This is a genomic window from Arthrobacter sp. Z4-13 (assembly GCF_054792705.1).
The window spans coordinates 2,803,516-2,826,766 of the sequence record NZ_CP096459.1; the positions used below are offsets into that span (position 1 = coordinate 2,803,516).

Annotated in this window: 20 protein-coding genes and 1 tRNA gene; 6 read left to right on the forward strand and 15 right to left on the reverse strand. The window is 64.2% G+C overall.

Annotation, left to right across the window (positions count from 1 at the left end):
• Positions 1-112: 112 nt before the first annotated feature.
• The 3 genes from M1E07_RS14725 to M1E07_RS14735 all read right to left on the reverse strand — a co-directional run bounded on the left by M1E07_RS14725 (position 113) and on the right by M1E07_RS14735 (position 8,475).
• Positions 113-4,012 (reverse strand): DNA-directed RNA polymerase subunit beta', encoded by a 3,900-nt coding sequence (locus tag M1E07_RS14725; RefSeq protein ID WP_461187383.1) that lies wholly within the window; start codon positions 4,010-4,012, stop codon positions 113-115.
• A 105-nt stretch (positions 4,013-4,117) separates the two neighbouring features.
• Positions 4,118-7,627: a DNA-directed RNA polymerase subunit beta gene (gene rpoB, locus M1E07_RS14730; RefSeq protein ID WP_461187384.1), complete on the reverse strand. Its 3,510-nt coding sequence runs from the start codon at positions 7,625-7,627 to the stop codon at positions 4,118-4,120.
• Between the two features lie 350 nt (positions 7,628-7,977).
• Positions 7,978-8,475 carry a hypothetical protein gene (locus M1E07_RS14735; RefSeq protein WP_461187385.1) on the reverse strand — a complete coding sequence of 166 codons (498 nt, stop codon included), beginning with the start codon at positions 8,473-8,475 and terminating at the stop codon, positions 7,978-7,980.
• 247 nt (positions 8,476-8,722) lie between these two features.
• On the opposite strand from M1E07_RS14735, the gene M1E07_RS14740 reads away from it, so the two are divergent.
• Together M1E07_RS14740 and M1E07_RS14745 are read left to right on the forward strand one after the other, a co-directional pair.
• A complete protein-coding gene (locus tag M1E07_RS14740) occupies positions 8,723-9,922 on the forward strand; it encodes an acetyl-CoA C-acetyltransferase (RefSeq protein WP_461187386.1) in 1,200 nt (399 codons plus the stop codon).
• Positions 9,922-10,428, forward strand: coding sequence for an aminoacyl-tRNA deacylase (locus tag M1E07_RS14745; protein WP_461187387.1), 507 nt, complete (start codon positions 9,922-9,924; stop codon positions 10,426-10,428). Before M1E07_RS14740 ends, M1E07_RS14745 begins: the two co-directional genes overlap by 1 nt.
• A gap of 65 nt (positions 10,429-10,493) precedes the next feature.
• On the opposite strand, the gene rplL is transcribed toward M1E07_RS14745, so the two are convergent.
• The 10 genes from rplL to M1E07_RS14795 form a co-directional block, all read right to left on the reverse strand.
• The gene (gene rplL, locus M1E07_RS14750) at positions 10,494-10,868 is read right to left on the reverse strand and encodes a 50S ribosomal protein L7/L12 (protein WP_461187388.1); all 375 of its coding nucleotides are present in this window, start codon (positions 10,866-10,868) and stop codon (positions 10,494-10,496) included.
• Positions 10,869-10,946: 78 nt separating this feature from the next.
• Positions 10,947-11,543: a 50S ribosomal protein L10 gene (rplJ, locus tag M1E07_RS14755; RefSeq protein ID WP_461187389.1), complete on the reverse strand. Its 597-nt coding sequence runs from the start codon at positions 11,541-11,543 to the stop codon at positions 10,947-10,949.
• Between the two features lie 295 nt (positions 11,544-11,838).
• Entirely contained in the window at positions 11,839-12,957 is a 1,119-nt protein-coding gene (locus tag M1E07_RS14760; protein WP_461187390.1) for a GNAT family N-acetyltransferase, read from the reverse strand.
• A gap of 7 nt (positions 12,958-12,964) precedes the next feature.
• Positions 12,965-14,101 (reverse strand): GNAT family N-acetyltransferase, encoded by a 1,137-nt coding sequence (locus M1E07_RS14765; protein WP_461187391.1) that lies wholly within the window; start codon positions 14,099-14,101, stop codon positions 12,965-12,967.
• A 126-nt stretch (positions 14,102-14,227) separates the two neighbouring features.
• Positions 14,228-14,935 carry a 50S ribosomal protein L1 gene (rplA, locus tag M1E07_RS14770; protein ID WP_461187392.1) on the reverse strand — a complete coding sequence of 236 codons (708 nt, stop codon included), beginning with the start codon at positions 14,933-14,935 and terminating at the stop codon, positions 14,228-14,230.
• A 196-nt stretch (positions 14,936-15,131) separates the two neighbouring features.
• Positions 15,132-15,563, reverse strand: a complete 432-nt coding sequence (gene rplK, locus M1E07_RS14775) for a 50S ribosomal protein L11 (protein WP_018773647.1) — start codon at positions 15,561-15,563, stop codon at positions 15,132-15,134.
• Positions 15,564-15,692: 129 nt separating this feature from the next.
• Entirely contained in the window at positions 15,693-16,517 is an 825-nt protein-coding gene (nusG, locus tag M1E07_RS14780) for a transcription termination/antitermination protein NusG (protein ID WP_461187393.1), read from the reverse strand.
• A 114-nt stretch (positions 16,518-16,631) separates the two neighbouring features.
• Positions 16,632-16,916 carry a preprotein translocase subunit SecE gene (secE, locus tag M1E07_RS14785; RefSeq protein ID WP_104042553.1) on the reverse strand — a complete coding sequence of 95 codons (285 nt, stop codon included), beginning with the start codon at positions 16,914-16,916 and terminating at the stop codon, positions 16,632-16,634.
• 82 nt (positions 16,917-16,998) lie between these two features.
• Positions 16,999-17,071: transfer RNA gene (locus M1E07_RS14790), tRNA-Trp, on the reverse strand.
• 89 nt (positions 17,072-17,160) lie between these two features.
• Entirely contained in the window at positions 17,161-17,298 is a 138-nt protein-coding gene (locus M1E07_RS14795) for a hypothetical protein (RefSeq protein ID WP_461187394.1), read from the reverse strand.
• Positions 17,299-17,349: 51 nt separating this feature from the next.
• On the opposite strand from M1E07_RS14795, the gene M1E07_RS14800 reads away from it, so the two are divergent.
• Positions 17,350-18,567 carry a pyridoxal phosphate-dependent aminotransferase gene (locus tag M1E07_RS14800; protein ID WP_461187395.1) on the forward strand — a complete coding sequence of 406 codons (1,218 nt, stop codon included), beginning with the start codon at positions 17,350-17,352 and terminating at the stop codon, positions 18,565-18,567.
• A gap of 262 nt (positions 18,568-18,829) precedes the next feature.
• Here M1E07_RS14800 and M1E07_RS14805 read toward each other — a convergent pair whose 3' ends face one another.
• Complete coding sequence (locus tag M1E07_RS14805; protein WP_461187396.1) at positions 18,830-19,519, reverse strand: LuxR C-terminal-related transcriptional regulator; 690 nt, start codon at positions 19,517-19,519, stop codon at positions 18,830-18,832.
• Positions 19,516-20,994 carry an ATP-binding protein gene (locus M1E07_RS14810; protein WP_461187397.1) on the reverse strand — a complete coding sequence of 493 codons (1,479 nt, stop codon included), beginning with the start codon at positions 20,992-20,994 and terminating at the stop codon, positions 19,516-19,518. The genes M1E07_RS14805 and M1E07_RS14810 overlap by 4 nt, the downstream gene beginning before the upstream one ends.
• Positions 20,995-21,118: 124 nt before the next feature.
• On the opposite strand from M1E07_RS14810, the gene M1E07_RS14815 reads away from it, so the two are divergent.
• The 3 genes from M1E07_RS14815 to M1E07_RS14825 are packed head-to-tail and all read left to right on the forward strand — an operon-like array spanning position 21,119 to position 23,243.
• Complete coding sequence (locus M1E07_RS14815; RefSeq protein ID WP_461187398.1) at positions 21,119-22,702, forward strand: PspC domain-containing protein; 1,584 nt, start codon at positions 21,119-21,121, stop codon at positions 22,700-22,702.
• A gap of 1 nt (position 22,703) precedes the next feature.
• Complete coding sequence (locus M1E07_RS14820) at positions 22,704-22,982, forward strand: hypothetical protein (protein WP_461187399.1); 279 nt, start codon at positions 22,704-22,706, stop codon at positions 22,980-22,982.
• A gap of 3 nt (positions 22,983-22,985) precedes the next feature.
• On the forward strand, positions 22,986-23,243 hold the full coding sequence (locus tag M1E07_RS14825) for a PspC domain-containing protein (RefSeq protein ID WP_387545445.1): 258 nt from the start codon (positions 22,986-22,988) through the stop codon (positions 23,241-23,243).
• Positions 23,244-23,251: the final 8 nt, after the last annotated feature.

Genomic DNA, 23,251 nt, shown 5'->3' on the forward strand with positions numbered 1-23,251 from the left:
CAATTACAAAAAGTCTAGCACGGCTTGATCCCGGGCCTTAATCGGGTGTATACGAAAGGCCCCGTCCCCCTGCAAAACTGAAGCAGGGGGAACGGGGCCTTCCTACGGGCTCTTAGCGGAAGTCGTTGCCCAGGTCGTAGTCATCCAGCGGGATGGCGTGGAACTCAGGAGCTCCGTCGCCGCCCAGGGTGTCGTACGAGAAGTCACTGAATGCGCTGGGGCCGGTGAACAGGTTGGCCTTTGCTTCTTCAGTGGGCTCGACGGTGACCTCGGTGTAGCGCGGGAGGCCCGTGCCGGCCGGGATCAGCTTACCGATGATGACGTTCTCCTTGAGGCCGAGCAGCGGATCGCTCTTGCCTTCCATGGCCGCCTGCGTCAGGACGCGGGTGGTCTCCTGGAAGGAAGCTGCGGACAGCCAGGACTCGGTAGCCAGGGACGCCTTGGTGATGCCCATGAGCTCAGGACGCCCGGAAGCCGGAGTCTTGCCCTCGGACACAACACGGCGGTTGGCATCCTCGAAGCGGCTGCGCTCGGCGAGCTCGCCGGGCAGCAGGTCCGATTCGCCGGACTCGATGACCGTGACGCGGCGCAGCATCTGGCGGACGATAACCTCGACGTGCTTGTCGTGGATACCGATGCCCTGGCTGCGGTACACGCCCTGGACCTCGTCCACCAGGAACTTCTGTGCCGCACGGGGACCCATGATGCGCAGGACCTGCTTGGGATCCACCGGTCCGTTGATCAGCTTCTGGCCGACGGTGACGTGGTCGCCATCCTCGATCAGCAGGCGTGAACGGCGCAGGACCGGGTAGGCGATCTCTTCGGTTCCGTCATCGGGAGTGATGACCAGGCGCATCTGGCGCTCGGACTCTTCGATGGTGATGCGGCCGGCTGCTTCTGCAATCGGTGCAACACCCTTCGGAGTACGGGCTTCGAAGAGCTCCTGGATACGGGGCAGACCCTGGGTGATGTCGTCGCCGCCGCTGGCGGAGACTGCACCACCGGTGTGGAACGTACGCATGGTCAGCTGGGTACCGGGCTCACCGATGGACTGTGCGGCGATGATGCCCACGGCCTCACCGATGTCCACGGTCTTGCCGGTGGCCAGCGAACGGCCGTAGCACAGGGCGCAGGTGCCGACGCTGGACTCACAGGTGAGTACGGAGCGGACCTTGACCTCGGTGATGCCTGCTGCGAACAGCTCGGCGATGACCACGTCACCGCAGTCGGTGCCGGCGGCTGCGAGGACGGTGCCCTCAGAGTCCACGACGTCGACAGCCAGCGTGCGTGCGTAGGCGCTGTTCTCAACGTTCTCGTCCAGCACCAGCTCACCGTTGGAATCGGCGACGGCGATGGGCGTGACCAGGCCACGCTCGGTGCCGCAGTCCTCTTCGCGGACGATGACGTCCTGCGACACGTCCACCAGACGACGGGTCAGGTAACCCGAGTTGGCGGTACGCAGGGCGGTGTCAGCCAGACCCTTACGGGCGCCGTGCGTGGCGATGAAGTATTCCAGAACCGACAGGCCCTCACGGTAGGAGGACTTGATGGGACGGGGAATAATTTCACCCTTCGGGTTGGCCACCAGGCCACGGATACCCGCGATCTGGCGGACCTGCATCCAGTTACCACGTGCACCGGAGGACACCATGCGGTTGATGGTGTTCATCGGCGACAGGCTGTCGCGCATTGCCTGGGCGATCTCGTTGGTTGCCTTGTTCCAGATCTCGATGAGTTCCTGGCGGCGCTCGTCGTCGTCGATCAGGCCCTTGTCGTACTGGCCCTGGATCTTGGCAGCCCGCTCCTCGTAACCGGCGAGGATCTGCGGCTTTGCGGCCGGAACCTCGATGTCCGAGATGGCGACGGTGACCCCTGATCGGGTGGCCCAGTAGAAACCGGCATCCTTCAGGTTGTCCAGCGTTGCCGCGGTGACAACCTTCGGGTAGCGCTCGGCAAGGTCGTTGACGATGCGGGACAGTTCGCCCTTGTCGGCAACAGCCTCAACCCAGGGGTAGTCCTCGGGCAGGGTCTCGTTGAAGAGAACCTGGCCCAGGGAGGTCTGGACGAGTGCGGGCTGACCCTGTTCCCAGCCTTCCGGAGCTTCCCAGCCTGCGTACGGCACGAAGCCTTCGAGGCGGATCTTGACCTGCGAGTTCAGGTGCAGCTCGCGGGCGTCGAACGCCATGATGGCTTCCGAAACCGACCCGAAGATCCGGCCTTCGCCAGCTGAACCGGCACGCTTGGTGGTCAGGTGGTAGAGGCCGATGATCATATCCTGCGAGGGCAGGGTGACCGGGCGTCCGTCGGACGGCTTCAGGATGTTGTTCGAGGAAAGCATCAGGATGCGGGCTTCAGCCTGGGCCTCGGGGCTCAGCGGCAGGTGCACTGCCATCTGGTCGCCGTCGAAGTCGGCGTTGAAGGCGCCACAAACCAGCGGGTGAAGCTGGATTGCCTTGCCTTCAACAAGCTGCGGCTCGAATGCCTGGATACCAAGGCGGTGCAGGGTAGGTGCACGGTTGAGCAGCACCGGGTGTTCGGTGATGATCTCTTCCAGCACGTCCCAGACCTGCGGACGGTAGCGTTCCACCATGCGCTTGGCCGACTTGATGTTCTGGGCGTGGTTGAGGTCAACCAGGCGCTTCATCACGAACGGCTTGAAGAGCTCCAGTGCCATCTGCTTGGGCAGGCCGCACTGGTGCAGCTTCAGCTGCGGGCCGACGACGATGACCGAACGGCCGGAGTAGTCGACGCGCTTGCCGAGGAGGTTCTGGCGGAAACGGCCCTGCTTGCCCTTGAGCATGTCGCTCAGGGACTTCAGCGGACGGTTGCCCGGTCCGGTGACCGGACGGCCGCGGCGGCCGTTGTCGAAGAGGCTGTCAACAGCTTCCTGAAGCATGCGCTTCTCGTTGTTGACGATGATCTCCGGAGCACCCAGGTCAAGCAGTCGCTTGAGTCGGTTGTTGCGGTTGATCACACGGCGGTACAGGTCGTTGAGGTCGGAGGTCGCGAAGCGGCCGCCGTCCAGCTGGACCATGGGGCGCAGTTCCGGCGGAATCACCGGGACGGCGTCAAGGACCATGCCAAGCGGGCTGTTGTTGGTGGTCAGGAATGCGTTGACCACCTTAAGGCGCTTGAGGGCACGGGTCTTGCGCTGGCCCTTGCCGTTGGCGATGACGTCGCGCAGCAGGTCCGACTCGGCCTGCATGTCGAAGCTTTCAAGACGCTTCTTGATGGCTTCGGCACCCATGGAGCCTTCGAAGTACATGCCGTAGCGGTCGCGCAGCTCGCGGTACAGGCCTTCGTCACCTTCGAGGTCTGCGACCTTGAGGTTTTTGAAGCGGTCCCAGACCTGCTCGAGGCGCTCGATGTCGGCGTCGGCGCGCTTACGCACGTTGGCCATCTGGCGGTCGGCGGAGTCGCGGGCCTTCTTCTTGTCGGCAGCCTTCGCACCTTCACCCTCAAGGCGGGCGATTTCGCCTTCGAGGTCACGGGCGATAGCCGCGATGTCGGAGTCGCGGTTATCGATGAGCTGCTTCTTCTCGATGTCGTGCTCAACCTGCAGGTTGGGCAGTTCCTCGTGGCGGGCAGCCTCGTCAACGCTGGTGATCATGTAGGCAGCGAAGTAGATGACCTTTTCGAGGTCCTTCGGTGCCAGGTCAAGGAGGTAGCCCAGGCGGGAGGGAACACCCTTGAAGTACCAGATGTGCGTGACGGGAGCGGCCAGCTCGATGTGGCCCATGCGTTCGCGGCGGACCTTTGCACGGGTGACTTCAACGCCACAACGCTCACAGATGATGCCCTTGAAGCGCACGCGCTTGTACTTGCCGCAGTAGCACTCCCAGTCCCGGGACGGGCCGAAGATCTTCTCGCAGAAGAGTCCGTCCTTCTCGGGCTTGAGGGTGCGGTAGTTGATGGTTTCCGGCTTCTTAACCTCGCCGTAAGACCAGCCGCGGATGTCTTCCGCGGTTGCGAGGCCGATTTGCATGAGGCCGAAGGAGGATTCGCTGGACATATGGTCCCTGTTCTCTCTTGTTCTCTAAATTCTGAAGTCTTGGGATACGGGAAGAGGGAGGTGACTTACGACGACGGGTGGGAACCCGCCGTCGTAAGTCCCCTGCTAGACCTCTTCTACGGAACTGGGCTCTGCACGAGACAGATCGATGCCCAGTTCTTCCGCAGCGGTGAAGACTGCGTCATCAGAGTCACGCATTTCAATTGTGGTTCCGTCCGTGGAGAGGACTTCCACGTTCAGGCACAGCGACTGCATTTCCTTGATCAAGACCTTGAAGGACTCGGGAACGCCCGGCTCGGGGATGTTCTCGCCCTTGACGATGGCTTCGTAGACCTTCACACGACCATGAATGTCATCAGACTTGATCGTGAGGAGTTCCTGGAGCGTGTAGGCGGCGCCGTAAGCTTCGAGCGCCCACACTTCCATCTCACCGAAGCGCTGGCCACCGAACTGTGCCTTACCACCCAGCGGCTGCTGCGTGATCATGGAGTACGGGCCGGTGGAGCGCGCGTGGATCTTGTCGTCCACCAGGTGGTGGAGCTTCAGGATGTACATGTAACCGACCGAGATCGGATCCGGGAACGGCTCGCCGGAGCGTCCGTCGAAGAGACGGGTCTTGCCGGAGGAGTCGATCAGGCGCTGCCCGTCGCGGGTCACGTTGGTGGAGTCCAGCAGGCCCGTGATTTCCTCTTCGCGGGCACCGTCGAACACCGGCGTTGCAACAGTGGTCTGGCCACTCTCGCGCGGCAGGTTCGGCAGCTGCTTGACCCACTCGGGCTCGCCTTCGATCTTCCAGCCGGTCTTGGCAACCCAGCCGAGGTGCGTCTCGAGCACCTGGCCCACGTTCATACGGCCCGGGACACCCAGCGGGTTCAGGACGATATCAACGGGGGTGCCGTCGGCAAGGAAGGGCATGTCCTCGATCGGGAGGATCTTGGAGATAACACCCTTGTTGCCGTGACGGCCGGCGAGCTTGTCGCCGTCGGTGATCTTGCGCTTGGCAGCAACATAGACGCGGACCAGCTGGTTGACGCCCGGGGGCAGCTCGTCGTCGTTGTCGCGGTCGAAGACGCGCACGCCGATGACGGTGCCGGACTCGCCGTGGGGCACCTTCAGGGAGGTGTCGCGGACTTCGCGGGACTTCTCACCGAAGATGGCGCGCAGCAGGCGCTCTTCCGGGGTCAGTTCGGTTTCACCCTTCGGGGTGACCTTTCCGACCAGGATGTCCCCTGCTTCAACCTCGGCACCGATGTGGATGATGCCGCGCTCGTCCAGGCCTGCCAGTACTTCCTCTGACACGTTGGGGATGTCACGGGTGATCTCCTCGGCACCAAGCTTGGTGTCGCGGGCATCAATCTCGTGCTCCTCGATGTGGATGGAGGAAAGAACGTCCTCGGCAACGATGCGCTGCGAGAGGATGATGGCGTCCTCGAAGTTGTGGCCTTCCCATGACATGAATGCCACGAGCAGGTTCTTACCGAGGGCGAGTTCGCCCTGGTCCGTTGCCGGGCCGTCGGCGATGATGCCGCCAACTTCCAGGCGCTGGCCTTCGTTCACCAGGACACGGTTGTTGTAGCAGTTGCCCTGGTTGGAGCGGGCGAACTTGTTGATGCGGTAGTTGGTTTCCGTGCCGTCATCGTTGAGCATGATGACGAGCTCAGCGGAGACCTCGGTAACCACACCGGCCTTCTTCGCGATGGTGACATCACCGGCGTCGACGGCTGCGGCGCGCTCCATGCCGGTGCCCACGAACGGAGCCTCGGAACGGACCAGCGGCACGGCCTGGCGCTGCATGTTGGCACCCATGAGTGCACGGTTTGCATCGTCATGCTCGAGGAACGGGATCAGGGCGGTAGCCACGGACACCATCTGGCGCGGGGAAACGTCCATGAACTCGACGTCCTCGGCGGGAACCAGGACAGGCTCGCCTCCACCACCACGGGCACGGACCAGGACGGTGTCCTCGGCGAACTTCTTGTTCTCGTCCAGCGGAGCGTTGGCCTGTGCGATCAGCACCTCAGCCTCGTCGTCGGCCGTCAGGTACTGGACGTCGTCGGAAACGACGCCTTCCTTGACCAGGCGGTACGGCGTCTCGATGAAACCGAACGGGTTGATGCGTCCGTAGGATGCCAGCGAACCAATCAGGCCAATGTTCGGGCCTTCAGGGGTTTCGATGGGGCACATACGTCCGTAGTGGGACGGGTGCACGTCACGGACTTCCATGCCGGCACGGTCACGGGACAGACCACCCGGGCCAAGGGCCGACAGGCGGCGCTTGTGGGTCAGGCCCGAGAGCGGGTTGTTCTGGTCCATGAACTGCGACAGCTGGGACGTTCCGAAGAACTCCTTGATCGCTGCGACCACGGGGCGGATGTTGATCAGGGTCTGCGGCGTGATGGCCTCGACGTCCTGAGTGGTCATACGCTCGCGGACAACGCGCTCCATGCGGGACAGGCCGGTGCGGACCTGGTTCTCGATGAGCTCGCCGACGGCGCGGATGCGGCGGTTGCCGAAGTGGTCGATGTCGTCAATTTCGACGCGCAGGTCCACTTCCTGGCCATCGCGGATGCCCTTGGTGGTCTTCTCGCCGGCGTGCAGCGCAACGAGGAACTTGATCATCGCGACGATGTCTTCAACGTGCAGGACCGAAGCTTCCTTGTCGCCAAGGGAGCGGTCGATGCCAAGCTTGCGGTTGATCTTGTAGCGGCCAACCTTGGCCAGATCGTAGCGCTTGGAGTTGAAGTACAGGTTGTCCAGCAGCGACTGGGCAGCCTCAACGGTGGGCGGCTCGCCCGGGCGCAGCTTCCGGTAGATGTCCAGCAATGCGTCTTCGCGGGTTTCGGTGGCGTCCTTCTCCAGGGTTGCCCGCATGGAGTCGTACTGGCCGAACTCTTCGAGGATCTGGCCTTCGGTCCAGCCGAGGGCCTTCAGCAGGACGGTGACGGACTGCTTGCGCTTGCGGTCGAGGCGGACGCCGACCTGGTCGCGCTTGTCAATTTCGAGCTCGAACCAGGCGCCGCGGGACGGGATGATCTTCGCAGTGAAGATGTCCTTGTCGCTGGTCTTGTCGGCGGCACGCTCGAAGTAGGCGCCCGGGGAACGGACCAGCTGGGAGACCACGACACGCTCGGTGCCGTTGACCACGAAGGTGCCCTTCTCGGTCATCAGCGGGAAGTCGCCCATGAACACGGTCTGCTGCTTGATTTCGCCCGTGTTGTTGTTCATGAACTCGGCCTTGACGTACAGCGGTGCCGAGTACGTCGCGTCCCGGTCCTTGCACTCGGCCATGGTGTACTTCGGGTCAGCGAACTCCGGATCGGAGAAGCTCAGGGACATGGTGCCCTGGAAGTCCTCGATCGGGGAGATCTCTTCGAAGATGTCCGAGAGTCCGGACGTGGTGGCGACGCTAAGATCGTTTTCTTCGACAGCTTTCGCTACGCGTGCCTGCCAGCGTTCGTTTCCGACCAGCCAGTCGAAGCTGTCCGTCTGGAGGGCAAGCAGATTCGGAACGTCAAGAGGTTCGTGAATCTTTGCGAATGAGAGCCGGCGAGTGGCACCATCAGTGCTGTCGGCGGTGTTAGCGGTTTCGTTATTAGAGGTGCTCGAGGCGACCAAGAGGGATCCTTCCACAGACCTTCAGGCGTTTTCAGATCTCCCCCGCTGTGCACCCTGCGGAATGACTCCGCAGTGCTACCATCCGGTTCCGCTATATGACCCGGGGCCGGTGCTGACCATGCTGTGACGTTGTTGACGGCACGTTGATTGCCAGCTGCCAGGCGAAAGCCCACCGCTATATGAAGGCTGAAGGTAAACAGGGAAGACGCAAATATCTACGATACGGCAAAATAACCTACATGTCTACCCCACATCCGACGCGATTGCAAGCACCGGTTTTCCGGCTGGCTCCGGGCCGGTTCGGGCTGGCTGGGCCCGGGCCGCCTACGGACTGCGTCCGGCGGATGGGACTATAGCCGCAGAGTGACGCCTTCGGCCGTGCAGGTCCCCGCGTTGGCAAAGACGGCGTCACGGACGGCATCCTTGGATTGCTGCGCAGGCCCGCCGCCGGATTCCGCCGCGGCCGAGTGGTCGATGGCGAGCAGGCTCAGTGACGCGAAGAGCCCCGGCAGGTCTCCGGCTGTGGCGTCCTTGGCGTCTTCGGCCCGCAGGTAGATGTCCTCAAAACCGTTCGGTTCATCGGCGGGGATGGCTTTGTAATCCGCGAACATTTTGTTGAAGAGTTCGCAGGCTCCTTTCACTCCCCCTGCAGAGGCTTCCCCTGCAGCCGACGACGGCGGCGCGCCGCTGCCGCTGTCAGCGGAGCCGGTGGCGCGGGGAGAGCTTGCCTCGCCCGGCTCCGGCGTGGACGGCACCGATGAGGGGGCGTCGGGGGCCGGCGCGGAAAGCGAACAGGCCGTAAGGCCCGCGAGTCCGGCGGCCGCTGCCATGGCCAGAATTTTTTTCACGCTGCTGCTCCAAGCGTCCCGGGGAGCGGACCTGCTGTCCCCCCTGCAAAAGTGTCCGCCGCCCACCCTACGCAGGCCGCCGTCGTCGTGCACGTTCCCGGGATGGGGACTTCTCCCCGGCCGCTGCCGGCGCGGGAACCTGGGCACTGCCGGAATGCACATAGCGGCCGGGGCGTTTGAATATATGGGTGACCAGCGTCACGATAGCCTTGGTGGCCTACAACGGATCAGATCGGAAGAGATAAACATGGGCAACTCCGCGGACAACACTGACGTTGTCATCCTGGCAGCAGTTCGTACTCCACAGGGCCGTATCAACGGACAGCTGGCGAGCTTTACCGCCGTCGATCTCGGGGCCCACGCCATCAAGGCGGCCCTCGAGGCAAGCGGGGTGGACGCCGGCCAGGTGGAGGCCGTCATCATGGGACAGGTGCTCCAGGCCGGTGCCGGCCAGAATCCCGCACGGCAGAGCTCCATCGGTGCCGGTATCGGCTGGAATGTTCCTGCCGTCACCGTGAACAAGGTCTGCCTCTCGGGGCTGACCGCGGTGATCGACGCTGCCCGGATGATCCGCGGCGGCGAGGCAGCCGTAGTGGTGGCAGGCGGGCAGGAGTCCATGACCCGGGCACCTCACCTGCTGCCTGGCTCACGGCAGGGGTGGACCTACGGCTCCATCCAGGCGCTGGACGTTGCTGCGCACGATGGACTCACCGATGCCTTCGACGGCCAGTCGATGGGCCTGTCCACCGAAACCCGGAACCTTGCGCTGGGCATCGACAGGACGTCCCAGGACAATGTGGCCGCCCAGTCGCACCAGCGCGCGGCGCTGGCAGCCAAGAACGGAACGTTCGACGACGAGATCGTGCCCCTCAGCGTGAAACAGCGCAAAGGCGATCCGCTCATGGTCTCCACCGATGAGGGGGTGCGCCCGAACGCCTCCGTCGAGTCCCTCGCCGGGCTGCGGGCCGCCTTCGTCACCGACGGCACCATTACCGCCGGCAACTCCTCTCCCCTGTCCGACGGCGCCGCCGCCCTGGTCCTTGCCTCCCGAGCATTTGCCGAGCAAAACGGGCTGGAATACCTGGCAGTCGTCGGGAAGCCAGGGCAGGTTGCCGGGCCTGACAACTCGCTGCACTCCCAGCCGTCCAACGCCATCATGAACGCCCTTGGCCGTGCGGGCTGGACTACCGCGGATCTGGATTTTATCGAGATCAATGAAGCGTTCGGGTCCGTGGCGGTGCAGTCGCTGCAGGATCTGGACTACCCCCTCGAGAAGTGCAACATCCATGGCGGCGCCATCGCCCTGGGCCACCCCATCGGCGCGTCGGGGGCCCGGTTGGCTGTCCACGCTGCGCACGAACTGAAGCGGCGCGGAACGGGCAAGGCCGCGGTGTCCCTGTGCGGCGGCGGCGGGCAGGGCGAAGCGCTCCTGCTGTACCGCGACTGATGGCGGACGAGGCCGGGACCGGCACCGCGGCCAATGGCGGCGCCGGCAGGGACAGGTTCCTTGCCGACGCCGCAGCCCGCGGGCTGCAGGTGGACGTAGTGGAAAGGCCGGCTGCCAAAAGCCTGGCGGAGGCGGCAGGCATCCTTGGTATCGCTCCGGCGGACATTGTGAAGTCGCTGGTGGTCAAGCACAAGGACGGCTCGTTCCTGTTTGCGCTGATCCCCGGTGACCGCCAGATCTCGTGGCCGAAGCTCCGGAACCTTGTGGGCGTCAACAAACTCTCCCTGCCTCCGGCGGACGTGGCACTGGATGCCACCGGCTATGAACGCGGCACCATCACCCCGCTGGGCAGCACCAACCGCTGGCCTGTGTACGCCGATGCCACCATCACAGGCCGGAGGATCTCGATGGGCGCAGGTGCCCACGGCTACAGCGCCTTTGTGGACGCCGACGCCCTCACGGGAGCGCTGGACGCCGTCGTCGCCGACATCAGCGACCCCGCCTGACCTCCCCGGATCGCAAAAAGCCCCGCCCACAAACGTGGACGGGGCTTTTCGAGGAACAGGTGTTGTTACTTGAGGGTAACGGTGGCGCCTGCAGCCTCGAGCTGATCCTTGGCCTTCTCGGCAGCTTCCTTGGTGGCGCCTTCGAGAACAGCCTTGGGTGCGCTGTCAACCAGGTCCTTGGCTTCCTTGAGGCCGAGGGAGGTGATGGCGCGAACTTCCTTGATCACTGCGATCTTCTTTTCGCCAGCAGATTCGAGGACGACGTCGAAGTCGGTCTTCTCTTCAACCTCTTCAGCAGCAGCGCCGGCGGGGCCAGCAACGGCTACAGCAGCAGCGGTAACTTCGAAGGTCTCTTCGAAGAGCTTGACGAACTCGGAGAGCTCGATGATGGTCAGTTCCTTGAAAGCTTCAATGAGCTCTTCGTTGGTGAGCTTCGCCATGGTAGGCGTCCTTCCTGTTGTGGTGTTTCAGCGGCACGGAGCCACGCGTCACACCGGAGTCTGGTGGGGTGAAGAGAACTAGTTCTCTTCGGCTGCGGGAGCTTCAGCTGCGGGAGCTTCGGCTACTGCTTCAGCTGAAGCATCAGCAGCTTCTTCAGCGGCAGGCGCCTCGGCAGCTGCCGGTGCACCGTTCTCTTCTTCAAGCTTGAGGCGCAGTGCGTCAATGATGCGTGCAGCGGCGGCGGCGGGTGCCTTGAGGACACCTGCAACCTTGGCGAGCTGCAGCTCACGGGACTCGAGCGCTGCCAGTGCGGCAACCTCGCTGGCGTTCAGCGCCTTGCCCTCGAAGTAACCGGTCTTGATGACCAGCTGCTTGTTGGTCTTGGCAAAATCCGTCAGGCTCTTGGCAGCGGCAACTGCGTCACCCTTGATGAACGCGATTGCAGTGGGGCCGGCAAGCTGGCCGTCGAATGCTTCGACTCCGGCTTCCTTGGCTGCAATGGCGGTCAGGGTGTTCTTGACGACCGAGAACTTGGTGTCCTGGCCGAGAGAAACACGCAGCTGCTTGATCTGTGCAACGGTGAGCCCACGGTATTCGGTCAGGACAGCGGCGTTCGATTCCTTGAAATCGTTAGTGATCTCAGCTACTGCTGAAACCTTTGCAGGCGTTGCCATAACCCTCCTTCCGGGGATAGTGCCGGTATGCGACGGTCCCCGCTCAAGGTGAGCTAAAACTAAAAACGCCCCGCGCAGATGCACGGGGCTTGGCTCGACACAGATGTTCCGTGGAGCTTTGCTTCGTTCACCTGCGCCGGCCGCCCTACGTTCAGGGTCCTTCGTCCAGAAAGCCACTGTTTCCCCCGCGCGCAACTGCAGATTTGAGCCATGCTCGGGAGAGTGGATTTCCAACAACCGACGGTCTTTGGTCCTTCAAGTCTACGGGAGAGCCATCACTGCGCCAAATCGGGGTTCAGCTGGTGCTCGTGTGCAGGTGCGGAAGCTCCTTCTGCCAAATCCCCGTCACACCGGCAGTCTGGAAACCCAGCTGCTTATTGACGGTCAGGAGGTACCGGTTCTCCGGGGCGTTCCAGGTGTAGATGATCCGCGCATCGGGAAACTGCTCAGTGAGCCGTTCCATGTTGGCCACCTTGATCAGCAGGCCCAGCTTGTTCCCGCGGTGCTCCTGCAGCACCAGCGTGTCGTCCTGGAAAACAACGTCGGCGCGGTGCGCCAGCACCGTGATGGTGGTCAGGCCTACAAGTGCCCCCGAGGCGAGGTGCTCGACGGCGGTGACCACCGTCCGCCGGCCCTGCGCAATGGCAACTTCTTCGGCCTTCCGGAGGATGCCGCCGTCGAGCACCATGTCCTGCTCAACAGGCGGATCCAAGGAAGGGTCGACGTCGGCCCCCGCCTGGTTCTCAAGGGCCGCCACGGCCTCAAGCCAGCCGTCAGGGCAGCGATCCGTCCAGTGGTGCAGGCGGTACCGTCCGCTGTTGGCGGCGTCCGCCTCGGCCTGCAGATCCGCAACCAGCTTGGTGTCCAGCGGCAGCGCGCAGGAACTGAACTGCTCGATGTGCTGCAACGTATAGCCGGTCTTTTGCGCGAACTCGACTTCACGGCTCTCCAGCGGCACGAAACCCTGCCCCGTGCCGGGAACCAGCTGGGCGCGTTCAAACTCATGCAGGGAAGCCCCGGGGTGGTTCGTGTCCACCAGGATCATGGTGCGGCCTTCCCCTCGGGCAAACTGTTCGGCGGCCTGGAGGAGGCGCCGGCCTACGCCCTGGCGCTGGAACTCGGGCAGGATGTCGAGGGTGAATTCCGCCAGGTCCAGGTTGTCCGTAAGGGGCAGGGCGATGTCGACGGTCCCCACGATCTCCCCGTCCACCTTGGCGACGAGAATGAGCTGCCGCTCGTACGGGTCCTGGAACTCGAGCAGCTTCTCCAGGGGGCCGTAGGCAAGGTCGTCGCTCCCCCAGGTCTGCATTCGGACCTTCCGGCCCACCTCGACGGCGGCAAGAAATTCCGCAGCGTCCGGCGCGTCCAGTGAGTCGGGAATCCAAAGTTGCTCGATCTTCACGTCAATAGCCATAGGCGCATCATCCCAGCCGTTTCTGCCACTCGCCTTCAAAACCTGCGGGCTTGAATCCAAGTGCGATATTTATGGCCAGCATATGTTGGTTTTCGTCGGCATTCCATGTCAGCACCGACCGCGCTGACGGCCACCTGGTCTGGGCGCGCGGCAGGTTTGCCACTTTGATCAGCATGCCCAAGCGGCGGCCGCGGTGTTCCGAGGTGACCAAAGTGTCCTGCTGCACGATGGAGGCCGGCACCCCTGCGCGCCAGTTCAGGACCGTGTAAGCCACCGGCTGCCCAGTTTCCCTATGCCGGGCGGCCGTCACAGCTGATCGGACCCCGCTGCGGATCAACCTGTTTTCCTCTTCCCGGACCCTGGCGGCATCCCAGTCTTCACCTTCCCAGTCCATTCCGGCGATGGGAACGTCCCTGGTCATCGTGGCCCTGAGACGGGCATAGGCCTGTACCAGCTCCTCCGGACAATTGTCGTCCCAGCCGGTGATGGTGTATTCCGCTGCCCCGGCCGAGGCCTCGGCTTCCAGCCGGTCCAGCAGTTCCGGCGGAACCGGCAGGGCGAGGCGGCTGGATCGTTCCACCTGCTCCAGCTCATAACCGGCAGCAACGGCAAAGGCCACGGCGGGCTGGTTAAGCGGCAGGCCGCCGGCACCGGATTTGGCCGGAAGCAGGGCCGCACCGTCCGCCGCCTGCCACGGCTCTTCGTGGTAGGCGTCAAGGGATGTTCTGCCGTGTTCACAGGCGACTGCTTCTGAGTGCTCCAGAAGGGCCCGGCCCAGGCCCTGGCGCCGGTGGGCAGGGGCGATCAGGACATCTATTCCAGCGGTATGCGTGTTCTCGCGCAGCGGGAGGGTCACCGAACACGTGCCCACGGCTACTGTGCCGATCTTTGCCAGGTACAGGTGCCGTTCCTCATACTCATTGCCCCGCCAGTACTCCACAGCTTCCTGCAGTGTGTCGCAGCGGTCCAGGTTGCCCCAGACGGCGAGCTCATGCTCCACCCGCAGGGCGTGGCACTCCTTGAAGTCAGCGGTAACCGGACTGGTGCCCGCCTCCGTTTCACCATCCACCGGCAAGATGTCCACGGCAGTTATTGCCAGCGCAGCGGTTTCTTCAAGGGACGGTTCCACATCCGGTTTGGCCACTTCTCCAGCTTAGGCAGGAACCCGCCCCTGCGGCAGGTTCCTGGGCTTAAACAAAACCGCCCGGCGCGTACGCCGGGCGGTTTGGTTTGCAGCGGAAGGATCCGCGGCGGAGCTTCAGACGAGGATTTAGGCCTCGGTCAGAACCTTGGTGACGTTGGGGTCAACGGAGATGCCGGGACCGAACGTGGTGGCAACCGTGGCCTTCTGGATGTAGCGGCCCTTGGAAGCGGACGGCTTCAGGCGAAGCACCTCTTCCAGTGCTGCTGCGTAGTTCTCAGCCAGCTTGATGGCGTCGAAGGACACCTTGCCGATGATGAAGTGCAGGTTGGAGTGCTTGTCGACGCGGAAGTCGATCTTTCCACCCTTGATGTCGTTGACGGCCTTGGTGACGTCGGGGGTCACGGTGCCCGTCTTCGGGTTCGGCATCAGGTTACGCGGACCCAGGACCTTACCGAGGCGGCCGACCTTGCCCATGAGGTCAGGGGTGGCGACGGCGGCGTCGAAGTCGGTCCAGCCGGCTGCGATCTTTTCGATCAGGTCATCGGAACCAACGAAGTCGGCGCCGGCAGCGATTGCTGCCTCTGCCTTGTCGCCCGTGGCGAAAACCAGGACGCGGGCAGTCTTGCCGGTGCCGTGGGGCAGGTTGACCGTGCCGCGGACCATCTGGTCAGCCTTGCGGGGGTCCACGCCGAGGCGGAATGCAACCTCAACGGTGGCGTCGAACTTGGACGGGTTGGTGTCCTTGGCGATGGTCACTGCCTCGAACGGCGCGTAGAACTTCTCCGCGTCGATCTTGGCGGCTGCTGCCTCATATGCTTTGCTGCGCTTTGCCATGCTGCTTATTTCTCCTTGTGCAGTTGTGGTCTGCGGACCGCGCTGGGCCCTGCCACAGTTGGTAAGCGGGCTCGTTATCCGTGCCCGGGTCCCAACATTGTCGGTTTGTGCCGCTTATACGGCGGTGGTGCCGGTTTCCCGGCGGTGCCGCCCGTCGTGATCGGTTTCCCGAGCCCGACATCCGGCGGCGAGGGGACTAACCCTCGACGGTGATACCCATGGAGCGGGCGGTGCCGGCGATGATCTTCGCTGCGCCTTCGAGGCTGGTGGCGTTGAGGTCTTCCATCTTGGTGGTGGCGATCTCGTTAACCTGGGCCTGGGTCAGCTTGGCAACCTTGACGGTGTGCGGGGTTGCTGAACCCTTGGCGACGCCTGCGGCCTTCTTGATGAGCTCTGCAGCCGGCGGGGTCTTGGTGATGAACGTGAAGGAACGGTCCTCGTAGACCGTGATTTCCACGGGGATGACGTTTCCGCGCTGGGCTTCCGTCGCAGCGTTGTACGCCTTGCAGAATTCCATGATGTTGACACCGTGCTGGCCAAGCGCAGGACCGATCGGCGGAGCCGGGTTAGCGGCACCTGCCTGGATCTGCAGCTTGATGAGGCCGGTGACCTTCTTCTTGGGAGCCAATGTAGGGTCCTTCTCTCAATAACGTCCTGGGGCACAGGAGCGTGCCTCAGGTTTGTGGCCGCCATGGCGAGGCAGCCGGCCGTTCCGGTGCTGCTAAAGCGGGCAGCCCCGGGACGAATTCTTGGGTTGTCAGATCTTGGTGACCTGGTTGAACGCCAGGGTGACGGGCGTTTCGCGCTCGAAGATGGAAACCAGCACCACGAGGGTCTGCGATTCGACCTTGATCTCGGAGATCGTGGCGGGAAGGGTCTCGAACGGGCCTTCCTTGACGATGACGGATTCGCCAACTTCGAAGTCGACATCCACGGGAGCCTGGTGCTGCTTGTTGACCGGCTTGCCCTTCTCGGCCTGCTCTTCCTCGAAGACGGGGGCGAGCATGGAGAAGACCTCGTCCAGGCGCAGCGGCACGGGGTTGTGGGCGTTGCCCACGAAGCCGGTGACACCGGGCGTGTGGCGGACGGCGCCCCAGGAGGCGTCAGTCAGGTCCATGCGGACCAGGACGTAACCGGGAATCCGGACGCGGTTGATCACCTTGCGCTGAGCGTTCTTGATCTCAACGACTTCTTCCATGGGCACCTGGATCTCGAAGATGTAATCTTCCATGTCCAGGGTCTGGATGCGGGTTTCAAGGTTGGCCTTCACGCGGTTTTCGTAACCGGCGTAGGAGTGGATGACGTACCAGTCACCTTCCTGGCGGCGCAGCTTGGCCTTGAACTCCTCGGCGGGGTCCACGTCGGCCTTGGCGGCGGCAGCGGCGAGGGCGTCGCTGGACTCTTCCTCGGAGCCGGCGTCGTCCGCCTCGGCGTCCTCGTCAGACTCGGCGTCTTCATCAGACTCGGCGTCGCTGGCTTCGGGCGCGGAGGAATCAACCTCAGACTCGTCACCGGCTTCTGCCGTGATGTCCGCGGACTCTTCCAGCTCAGTCTCGGTTACCTCGAGCTCCTGCTCAGACACTTGGTCTCCTGCTTCCTCATTGCCTAACATGCCTATTTAAATGGCTCAATTCCGCACACCGGTGTTCCCTCCGGTTTTCCCGGATGGAACACTCGGCCTGCGGACCGTTCAGCCCTAGCTGTCCGTGGGGACGCTGCCGCCGAAGATCCAGCTGACAGCGGTTCCAAAACCGAGGTCCAGCAGGCTGACGATGATCATCATGATGCCGACGAACACCAGCACCACGAGCGTGTAGTTGATCAGTTCCTTGCGGGTTGGTGCAACAACCTTCTTCAACTCGCCGATGATCTGGCGGATGAAGAGTGCAATGCGGGCGAAGAAGTTTGCCTTGGCGTCCTTCTTAGCTGGGCGGCCCTTGGAGCTGCTGGCAGCTGTTTCGGTCACCTGGTCCTCGCTCATCTTTGCAATGTTGAATTACCCGGCTCTGATCAGAACCATGGTTGCTGCGCTTGCCCCGGATTTTCGCCCGGGGCAGCTTGCGCAGGGCAGACAGGACTCGAACCTGCAACCTGCGGTTTTGGAGACCGCTGCGCTACCAATTGCGCCACTACCCTATGGAGTGAATTCCACGCTTCGACGGCGAACCAGCAGCTTTCACTGGGGCGCACGTCATCATCCGTGTTTTCAACACCGGTGAACCAGTCTACGCAACATCTTCGTGTTCGTCGAACCAGCCCATTTCCGGGCCCTCCCCGTTGGCCGGGAATGACCTTGACTGACGGGCAGTCACAATCAAAACCGGCAACCCGGAGGGTCCGGTGATCAGCATAGAGTAGATCACGTCGAATCCCACATTCCAGCCTCCGGGCTGCAAGCAAAGAACGGACCTGCCATGTCTGCCGCCCGCGTTTCCCAGCGCATTTCCGCTATTGCCGAATCCGCCACCCTTGCCGTTGATGCCAAGGCGAAGGCGCTGAAGGCAGCAGGCCGGCCGGTTATTGGCTTCGGCGCGGGTGAACCCGACTTTCCCACCCCGGATTACATAGTCCAGGCCGCCATTGAGGCGGCCAGCCAGCCCAAGTACCACCGCTACTCCCCCGCAGGCGGGCTGCCCGAACTGAAGAAGGCCATCGCCGAGAAAACCCTCCGTGACTCCGGCTACGCAGTGGGCGCTTCCCAGGTCCTGGTGACCAACGGCGGCAAGCAGGCCGTCTACAACACGTTCGCCACCCTGGTTGATCCGGGCGATGAAGTCATCGTGCCCACCCCGTTCTGGACCACCTACCCCGAAGCAATCCGCCTCGCCGGCGGCGTGCCGGTGGAAGTGTTCGCCGGCCCGGAGCAGGACTACCTGGTGACCGTGGAGCAGCTCGAAGCAGCCGTTACGGACAGGACCAAGATCCTGCTGTTCGTCTCGCCGTCGAACCCCACCGGCTCCGTCTACTCGCCCGAGCAGGTGGCGGAGATCGGCAAGTGGGCCGCGGCCAAGGGCCTGTGGGTCGTCACTGATGAGATCTACGAGCACCTGACCTACGACGGCGTGCCGTTCACTTCAATCGCCACCGCCGCCCCCGAACTGGGCGACAAGGTGGTCATCCTCAACGGCGTGGCCAAGACCTACGCCATGACCGGCTGGCGCGTGGGCTGGATGATCGGCCCGGCAGACGTCATCAAGGCCGCCACCAACCTGCAGTCGCACGCTACATCCAACGTCTCCAACATCCCGCAGGTGGCTGCCCTCGCCGCCGTGTCCGGGCCGCTGACCGCAGTGGACGAGATGAAGGTTGCCTTCGACCGCCGCCGCAAGGCCATCGTCGCCGGCCTCAACGCCATTGAAGGCGTGGAATGCCCGACGCCGAAGGGTGCCTTCTACGTCTACGCTGACGTGCGCGCGCTGCTGGACAAGGAATTCCCGACGGCGTCCGGCACCGCCACGCCGCAGACCTCGGCTGAGCTCGCGGCCTTGATTCTGGACGAGGTTGAGGTGGCAGTGGTCCCGGGCGAGGCTTTCGGGCCTTCCGGCTACCTGCGCCTGTCGTACGCGCTTGGCGACGAGGACCTCGCCACCGGCGTGCAGCGCCTGCAGGACTTCCTCGGCAAGGCCCAGTAACGACGCCCCATCACCTCCCGCAGGAAAAACCAGAACGCCCCATCACCTCCCGCAGGAAAAACCAGAACGCCCCATCACCTCCCGCAGGAAAAACCAGAACGCCCCATCACCTCCCGCAGGAAAAACCAGAACGCCCCATCACCTCCCGCAGGAAAAACCAGAACGCCCCATCACTCTCTTGAAGAGAGTGATGGGGCGTTTGGGTTTAAGGCCGACAGGTGATGGGGCGTTTGTGGATTAGGTGCAGGATCTGATGGGGCGTCTAGAGGAGACGGCGCTCCGCGGCCCACTTGGTCAGTTCGTGCCGGCTGGAGAGCTGCAGCTTGCGGAGGACGGCGGAGACGTGCGTTTCTACTGTTTTGATGCTGATGAACAGCTCCTTTGCCACTTCCTTGTAGCTGTAACCGCGGGCAATCAGGCGCATGACCTCCAGCTCCCGCGCCGAAAGCTTGTCCAGTTCGTCGTCGGCGATGTCGGCCGGCGCCGTGCCAAATGCGTCCAGGACGAAGCCGGCAAGCCGTGGCGAGAAGACTGCGTCCCCGCCCGCAACCCGGTACACGGCCTCGGTGATTTCTGGCCCCGAGATGGTCTTGGTGACGTAGCCGCGCGCTCCCGCCCGGATCACCGCCACCACGTCCTCGGCGGCGTCCGAGACGCTGAGGGCAAGGAATTTGGTGCTGGACAAAAGGGCAGCTGAGCCGGCGATGACCTCGCGGCCCCCGCCGCCGAGACCGCCGGGCAGGTGGACGTCCAGCAGCACCACGTCCGGGCGTTCCTGTGCAATCACGGCGATGGCCTGCTCCACCGTCGCCGCTTCCCCCACCACATGGATGCTGGGGTCGAGGTCCGCCTTCAGGCCGGAGCGGAAGATTGCGTGGTCGTCCACAATGACCACCCTGGCGGACCTGGCGGTCCGGATGGGGCCTGTACCGGTTCCCTGCGTTGTGTTCATGGTTTGCCTTCCGTGCTGTCCTGCGGGGCGGCGGGGAAGCCCAGCCGCACCTCCGTGCCTGCGCTGGTGCTGGTGATGGTGGCCGTGCCGCCGTGGCGGTTCATCCGGCCGATGATGGACTCCCGGACGCCGAGCCTGTCCTCCGGCACGTCCTGCAGTTCGAAGCCGGGGCCCCGGTCCTTGATGAAGACTTCGGCGCGGCCGGCGGAGGCCTCCAGGTAGACCGAGACGGCCCCGCCGCCGTGGCGGGAGGCGTTCAGCATGGCCTCACGGCTGGCCTGGATCAGCGCTTCATGGCCTTCCGTGACGGCGGCGTCTCCCACGCTGACCACCTCGACGGCGTTGCCCAGCAGGTCTTCCACTTCGGCTGCGGCGGCCTTGATCCGGTCCGACAACTGCCCGGCGTCCTTGCCCGGATCCTCGAACAGCCAGCCGCGCAGCTCCCGCTCCTGTGCGCGGGCCAGCCGGACGACGTCGTGTTCATTGGCGGCGCGCCGCTGGATAAGAGCCAGTGTCTGCAGCACGGAGTCGTGAAGGTGGGCTGCAATCTCGGCCCGTTCGGTTTCCCGGATCCGGCCGGCGCGCTCCGTTTCGAGGTCGCGCCAGAACTTCAGCGCCCATGGGAGCAGGACCAGCACCACCCCGCCGAGGACAGCAACGGAGGCCAGCAGCGCGAGCCAGGTCTGCTCCCAGGAACCCGATCCGGACACCATCACCAGAACGCCCGCCACCACCAGCGCCAGGCCCGCAACAAGCCGGGCCCAGCCACCGGCCTGGTCCGCTTTGGTCTTGTCCACGAGCCCGGCGCGCCGGCTTTCATCCAGCTGCATCCAGGCAATAGAGGCGCCCCCGAGGACTGCTGCGGCCGGAATCAGTGTGCCCAGCGGAACGTCCACCCCCAGGAGCTGGGCGACCAGGATGCCTGCCACCAGGAGCAGCCCGACTCCGAGCAGGATCTCCTTGCCGTAGCGCATGTCGCGGAACCTGAACAAGGGCGGCCGGGCCTCGGAAGCCGCTCCGGCGGCCTGCCCCGCCGTAAGGTAATCACGGGCATCGGGAGGGGCAGCGGCCGCCCCACGGCCGCCGTCGGCCATTCCGGGCGGGAGCGCTCCGGGCGGCACCGTTCCAAGGCCATCCGGGGACACCGCAACCCCAGCCGGGGCTGTAGCCGTAGCCGTAGCTGCGGGCATCGCGCGGGGAACGGAAGCCGGCAGAGGCTCGCGGCTTACGGCCGGGGCAATGGGCGACGCCGGGCGGCGCGCCTGCCGTCGGGCACTTTCGTCCGCGGTGGGCACCATGATCCACAGCCAGGCGTAGAAGACGACGCCGGCCCCGCCGGCCAGCGAAGCCAGGACCATCGCCACCCGCACATTCCGGACGGGCCAGTCCAGATGCACGGCAAGGCCGGAGCACACTCCCGCGAGAAAGCGGTCGCTGCGGCGGACCAGCGGGGGCCGGGCGGGGACGGTGGTCATGGATCAATCCAAGCATGGATCAGGGTTTCCCGGACCGTATTCCGGCCGGAACCGGGGGCCGCTCAGGGACCGTTCAGGGTGTCCCCCAATAGAGCCAAACCGCCGTGGGCGGAAGGATCGAGGTATGAACTCGCAAACTCCCACCCCTGATGACGGACAGCCAACGGTACCCCTCCCCAAGCGGGAAAACGAACATCCCACGGAGCCCCTGGTGCCGCCTGCTTCCCCTTCAGCCCCGGACCAGAACCCGGGGCAGGAATCCAAACAGGATTCCCCACAGGATTCTTCCCAGGAATCCACCCAGGACCACCCGGCGCAGGACAGCTCCGGCGGGCCCTCGGCCGGGCCCTACTCAAGCCAAAGCGGCCCAAGCCGGAACACCGGCAGCTACGCATACGCCGGAGTGCCCAATCAACAGACGGACTTCTTCGGTTGGATCCGCAGCCACGGAATCACACGCGGCCCGGACCGCTGGATCGGCGGCGTCTCGAGCGGCATCGCCCACCGCATGGGCATCGACCCGCTGATCGTCCGGGGCGTCTTCATTGTCCTCACCCTCTTCGCCGGCATCGGCGTCCTTGCATACGGCCTGGCGTGGGCCTTCCTGCCCGAGCCCGATGGCAGGATCCATGTCCAGGAAGCCGGCGCCGGCAGGTGGACCACCGGCATGACCGGTTCCCTGATCGCCGTCATCCTCGGCTTCGGCGGGCTGGGAGGCGGATTCTGGGGCTGGGGCAACCAAGGCTTCGGCGCCTTCCTCTGGACCGTATTTTGGGTTGGCGGCGCCATCTACCTCGTTTACTACCTTGCCCAGCGGAACAAGGCCGCGGTTGGAACACCGGCGAGCGCAACCGCGCCAGGCACCACCTCCTACGCCGGTTCCACCGCCTACCCCGGAACCAACGCTTACTCTGCCGCAACCTCCACAGGTACCCCTCCCCCTTACTCCGACGTTGCGGGCACCGGCCCCTTCACCGGCAGCCCTTACGGAGGAGCCGGGTCCGGCAGTGGATGGAATAACGGAGGTGCCGGCGGCACCCGGCCGCCGCAGGGTCCTCCACCTGCCCCCAAGGTACGCCCCGCTGGTCCCGGTGCCCCCGCCGTCGCAATTGCTGCCGGCAGTGCCCTGCTGGTGGGCGCGGGACTCAAAGCACTGGATGTCACCAACATCATCGACCTCGGCGACGCCACCAACGCCATCGCCTGGGCCAGCGCAGCAGCGGTCCTGGGCCTCGGGATACTCATCCTGGGCCTGCGCGGCAGGACTTCCGGCATCCTTTCGTTCTTCGCGGTGGCGGCCCTGGTTATTGGCGGGATCTTCAACGTGGTGGGCAACAACGGCGACCGGGTCCGCTTCCAGCAGGTTGACTGGACGCCCACGAGCATCGAGCAGGCCCGCGACGGACTGAACATCACGGCAGGACGCGGCACCGTTGACCTCACCGGGCTGGCCCTGGCCACCCCGCTGCAGTCCGACGTCGTGGTCCCGCTGGACTTCACGGCCAGCAATGTCACGGTGGTTATTCCCGACACCGTGCCGGTGGACATCAGGGCCGACATGACCCTTGGCAACCTGGCCGAAGGCGGAAGCCAGCGCGGCGGAACCACCACGCGGGAAAGCAGCTACAACACCGACAAGCCCGGCAGCCACCTGGTGATCCAGATCGACGGCACGGTCAGCAACGTCACCATCAAGGAAGGTAACTGACATGAGCAGCCATACTCCGGACCCGTACGTTCCGGGAAGCACGACGGCGGCACGCACGGATTCTGCCCCTCCCTCGGGGGCGCGCGTCGGAACGGTGGTGTGGGGCCTGATTGTCCTGGCCCTCGCCGCCCTGATCATCATCGCTCAGTTGGGCATTGTCACCCTCAACGGGACCTACGTCCTGATCGGACTCATGATCGGCGCAGGCGCGGCACTGGTGATTGGCGGACTCCTCTCCGCCCGGAAACGTGACAACAGTCCTACAACAGGGAAGTCTTGAGCCATGGACAAGTTTTTCAGCATCGTCAGGGGCTTTGGCCTGAAACGCGGACCGGAGCGCTGGCTCGGCGGGGTGCTGGGAGGCATCGCAGCGAAGCTCAACGTGGATGTGGCCTTTGTCCGCATCGCTTTCCTGCTCTTCTGCCTGCTGCCCGGCCCGGCCGTGATCTTCTACCTCCTGGCTTGGGTGGTCCTGCCGGACCAGCGGAATGTCATCCCGCTCCAGACATTCCTCGACCGGCGGTCCATCAACCGCCCCTGAAACTCTCA

Bases quoted from the DNA above. Each gene is read 5' to 3' on its own strand.
- M1E07_RS14800 (WP_461187395.1), top strand. From the start codon at position 17,350: ATGTCTGCCGCCCGCGTTTCCCAGCGCATTTCCGCTATTGCCGAATCC.
- M1E07_RS14815 (WP_461187398.1), top strand. From the start codon at position 21,119: ATGAACTCGCAAACTCCCACCCCTGATGACGGACAGCCAACGGTACCC.
- M1E07_RS14745 (WP_461187387.1), top strand. From the start codon at position 9,922: ATGGCGGACGAGGCCGGGACCGGCACCGCGGCCAATGGCGGCGCCGGC.
- M1E07_RS14725 (WP_461187383.1), bottom strand. From the start codon at position 4,012: ATGTCCAGCGAATCCTCCTTCGGCCTCATGCAAATCGGCCTCGCAACC.
- rplJ (WP_461187389.1), bottom strand. From the start codon at position 11,543: ATGGCAACGCCTGCAAAGGTTTCAGCAGTAGCTGAGATCACTAACGAT.
- M1E07_RS14760 (WP_461187390.1), bottom strand. From the start codon at position 12,957: ATGGCTATTGACGTGAAGATCGAGCAACTTTGGATTCCCGACTCACTG.
- rplL (WP_461187388.1), bottom strand. From the start codon at position 10,868: ATGGCGAAGCTCACCAACGAAGAGCTCATTGAAGCTTTCAAGGAACTG.
- rplA (WP_461187392.1), bottom strand. From the start codon at position 14,935: ATGGCAAAGCGCAGCAAAGCATATGAGGCAGCAGCCGCCAAGATCGAC.
- M1E07_RS14805 (WP_461187396.1), bottom strand. From the start codon at position 19,519: ATGAACACAACGCAGGGAACCGGTACAGGCCCCATCCGGACCGCCAGG.
- M1E07_RS14825 (WP_387545445.1), top strand. From the start codon at position 22,986: ATGGACAAGTTTTTCAGCATCGTCAGGGGCTTTGGCCTGAAACGCGGA.
- M1E07_RS14810 (WP_461187397.1), bottom strand. From the start codon at position 20,994: ATGACCACCGTCCCCGCCCGGCCCCCGCTGGTCCGCCGCAGCGACCGC.
- M1E07_RS14740 (WP_461187386.1), top strand. From the start codon at position 8,723: ATGGGCAACTCCGCGGACAACACTGACGTTGTCATCCTGGCAGCAGTT.
- secE (WP_104042553.1), bottom strand. From the start codon at position 16,916: ATGAGCGAGGACCAGGTGACCGAAACAGCTGCCAGCAGCTCCAAGGGC.
- M1E07_RS14820 (WP_461187399.1), top strand. From the start codon at position 22,704: ATGAGCAGCCATACTCCGGACCCGTACGTTCCGGGAAGCACGACGGCG.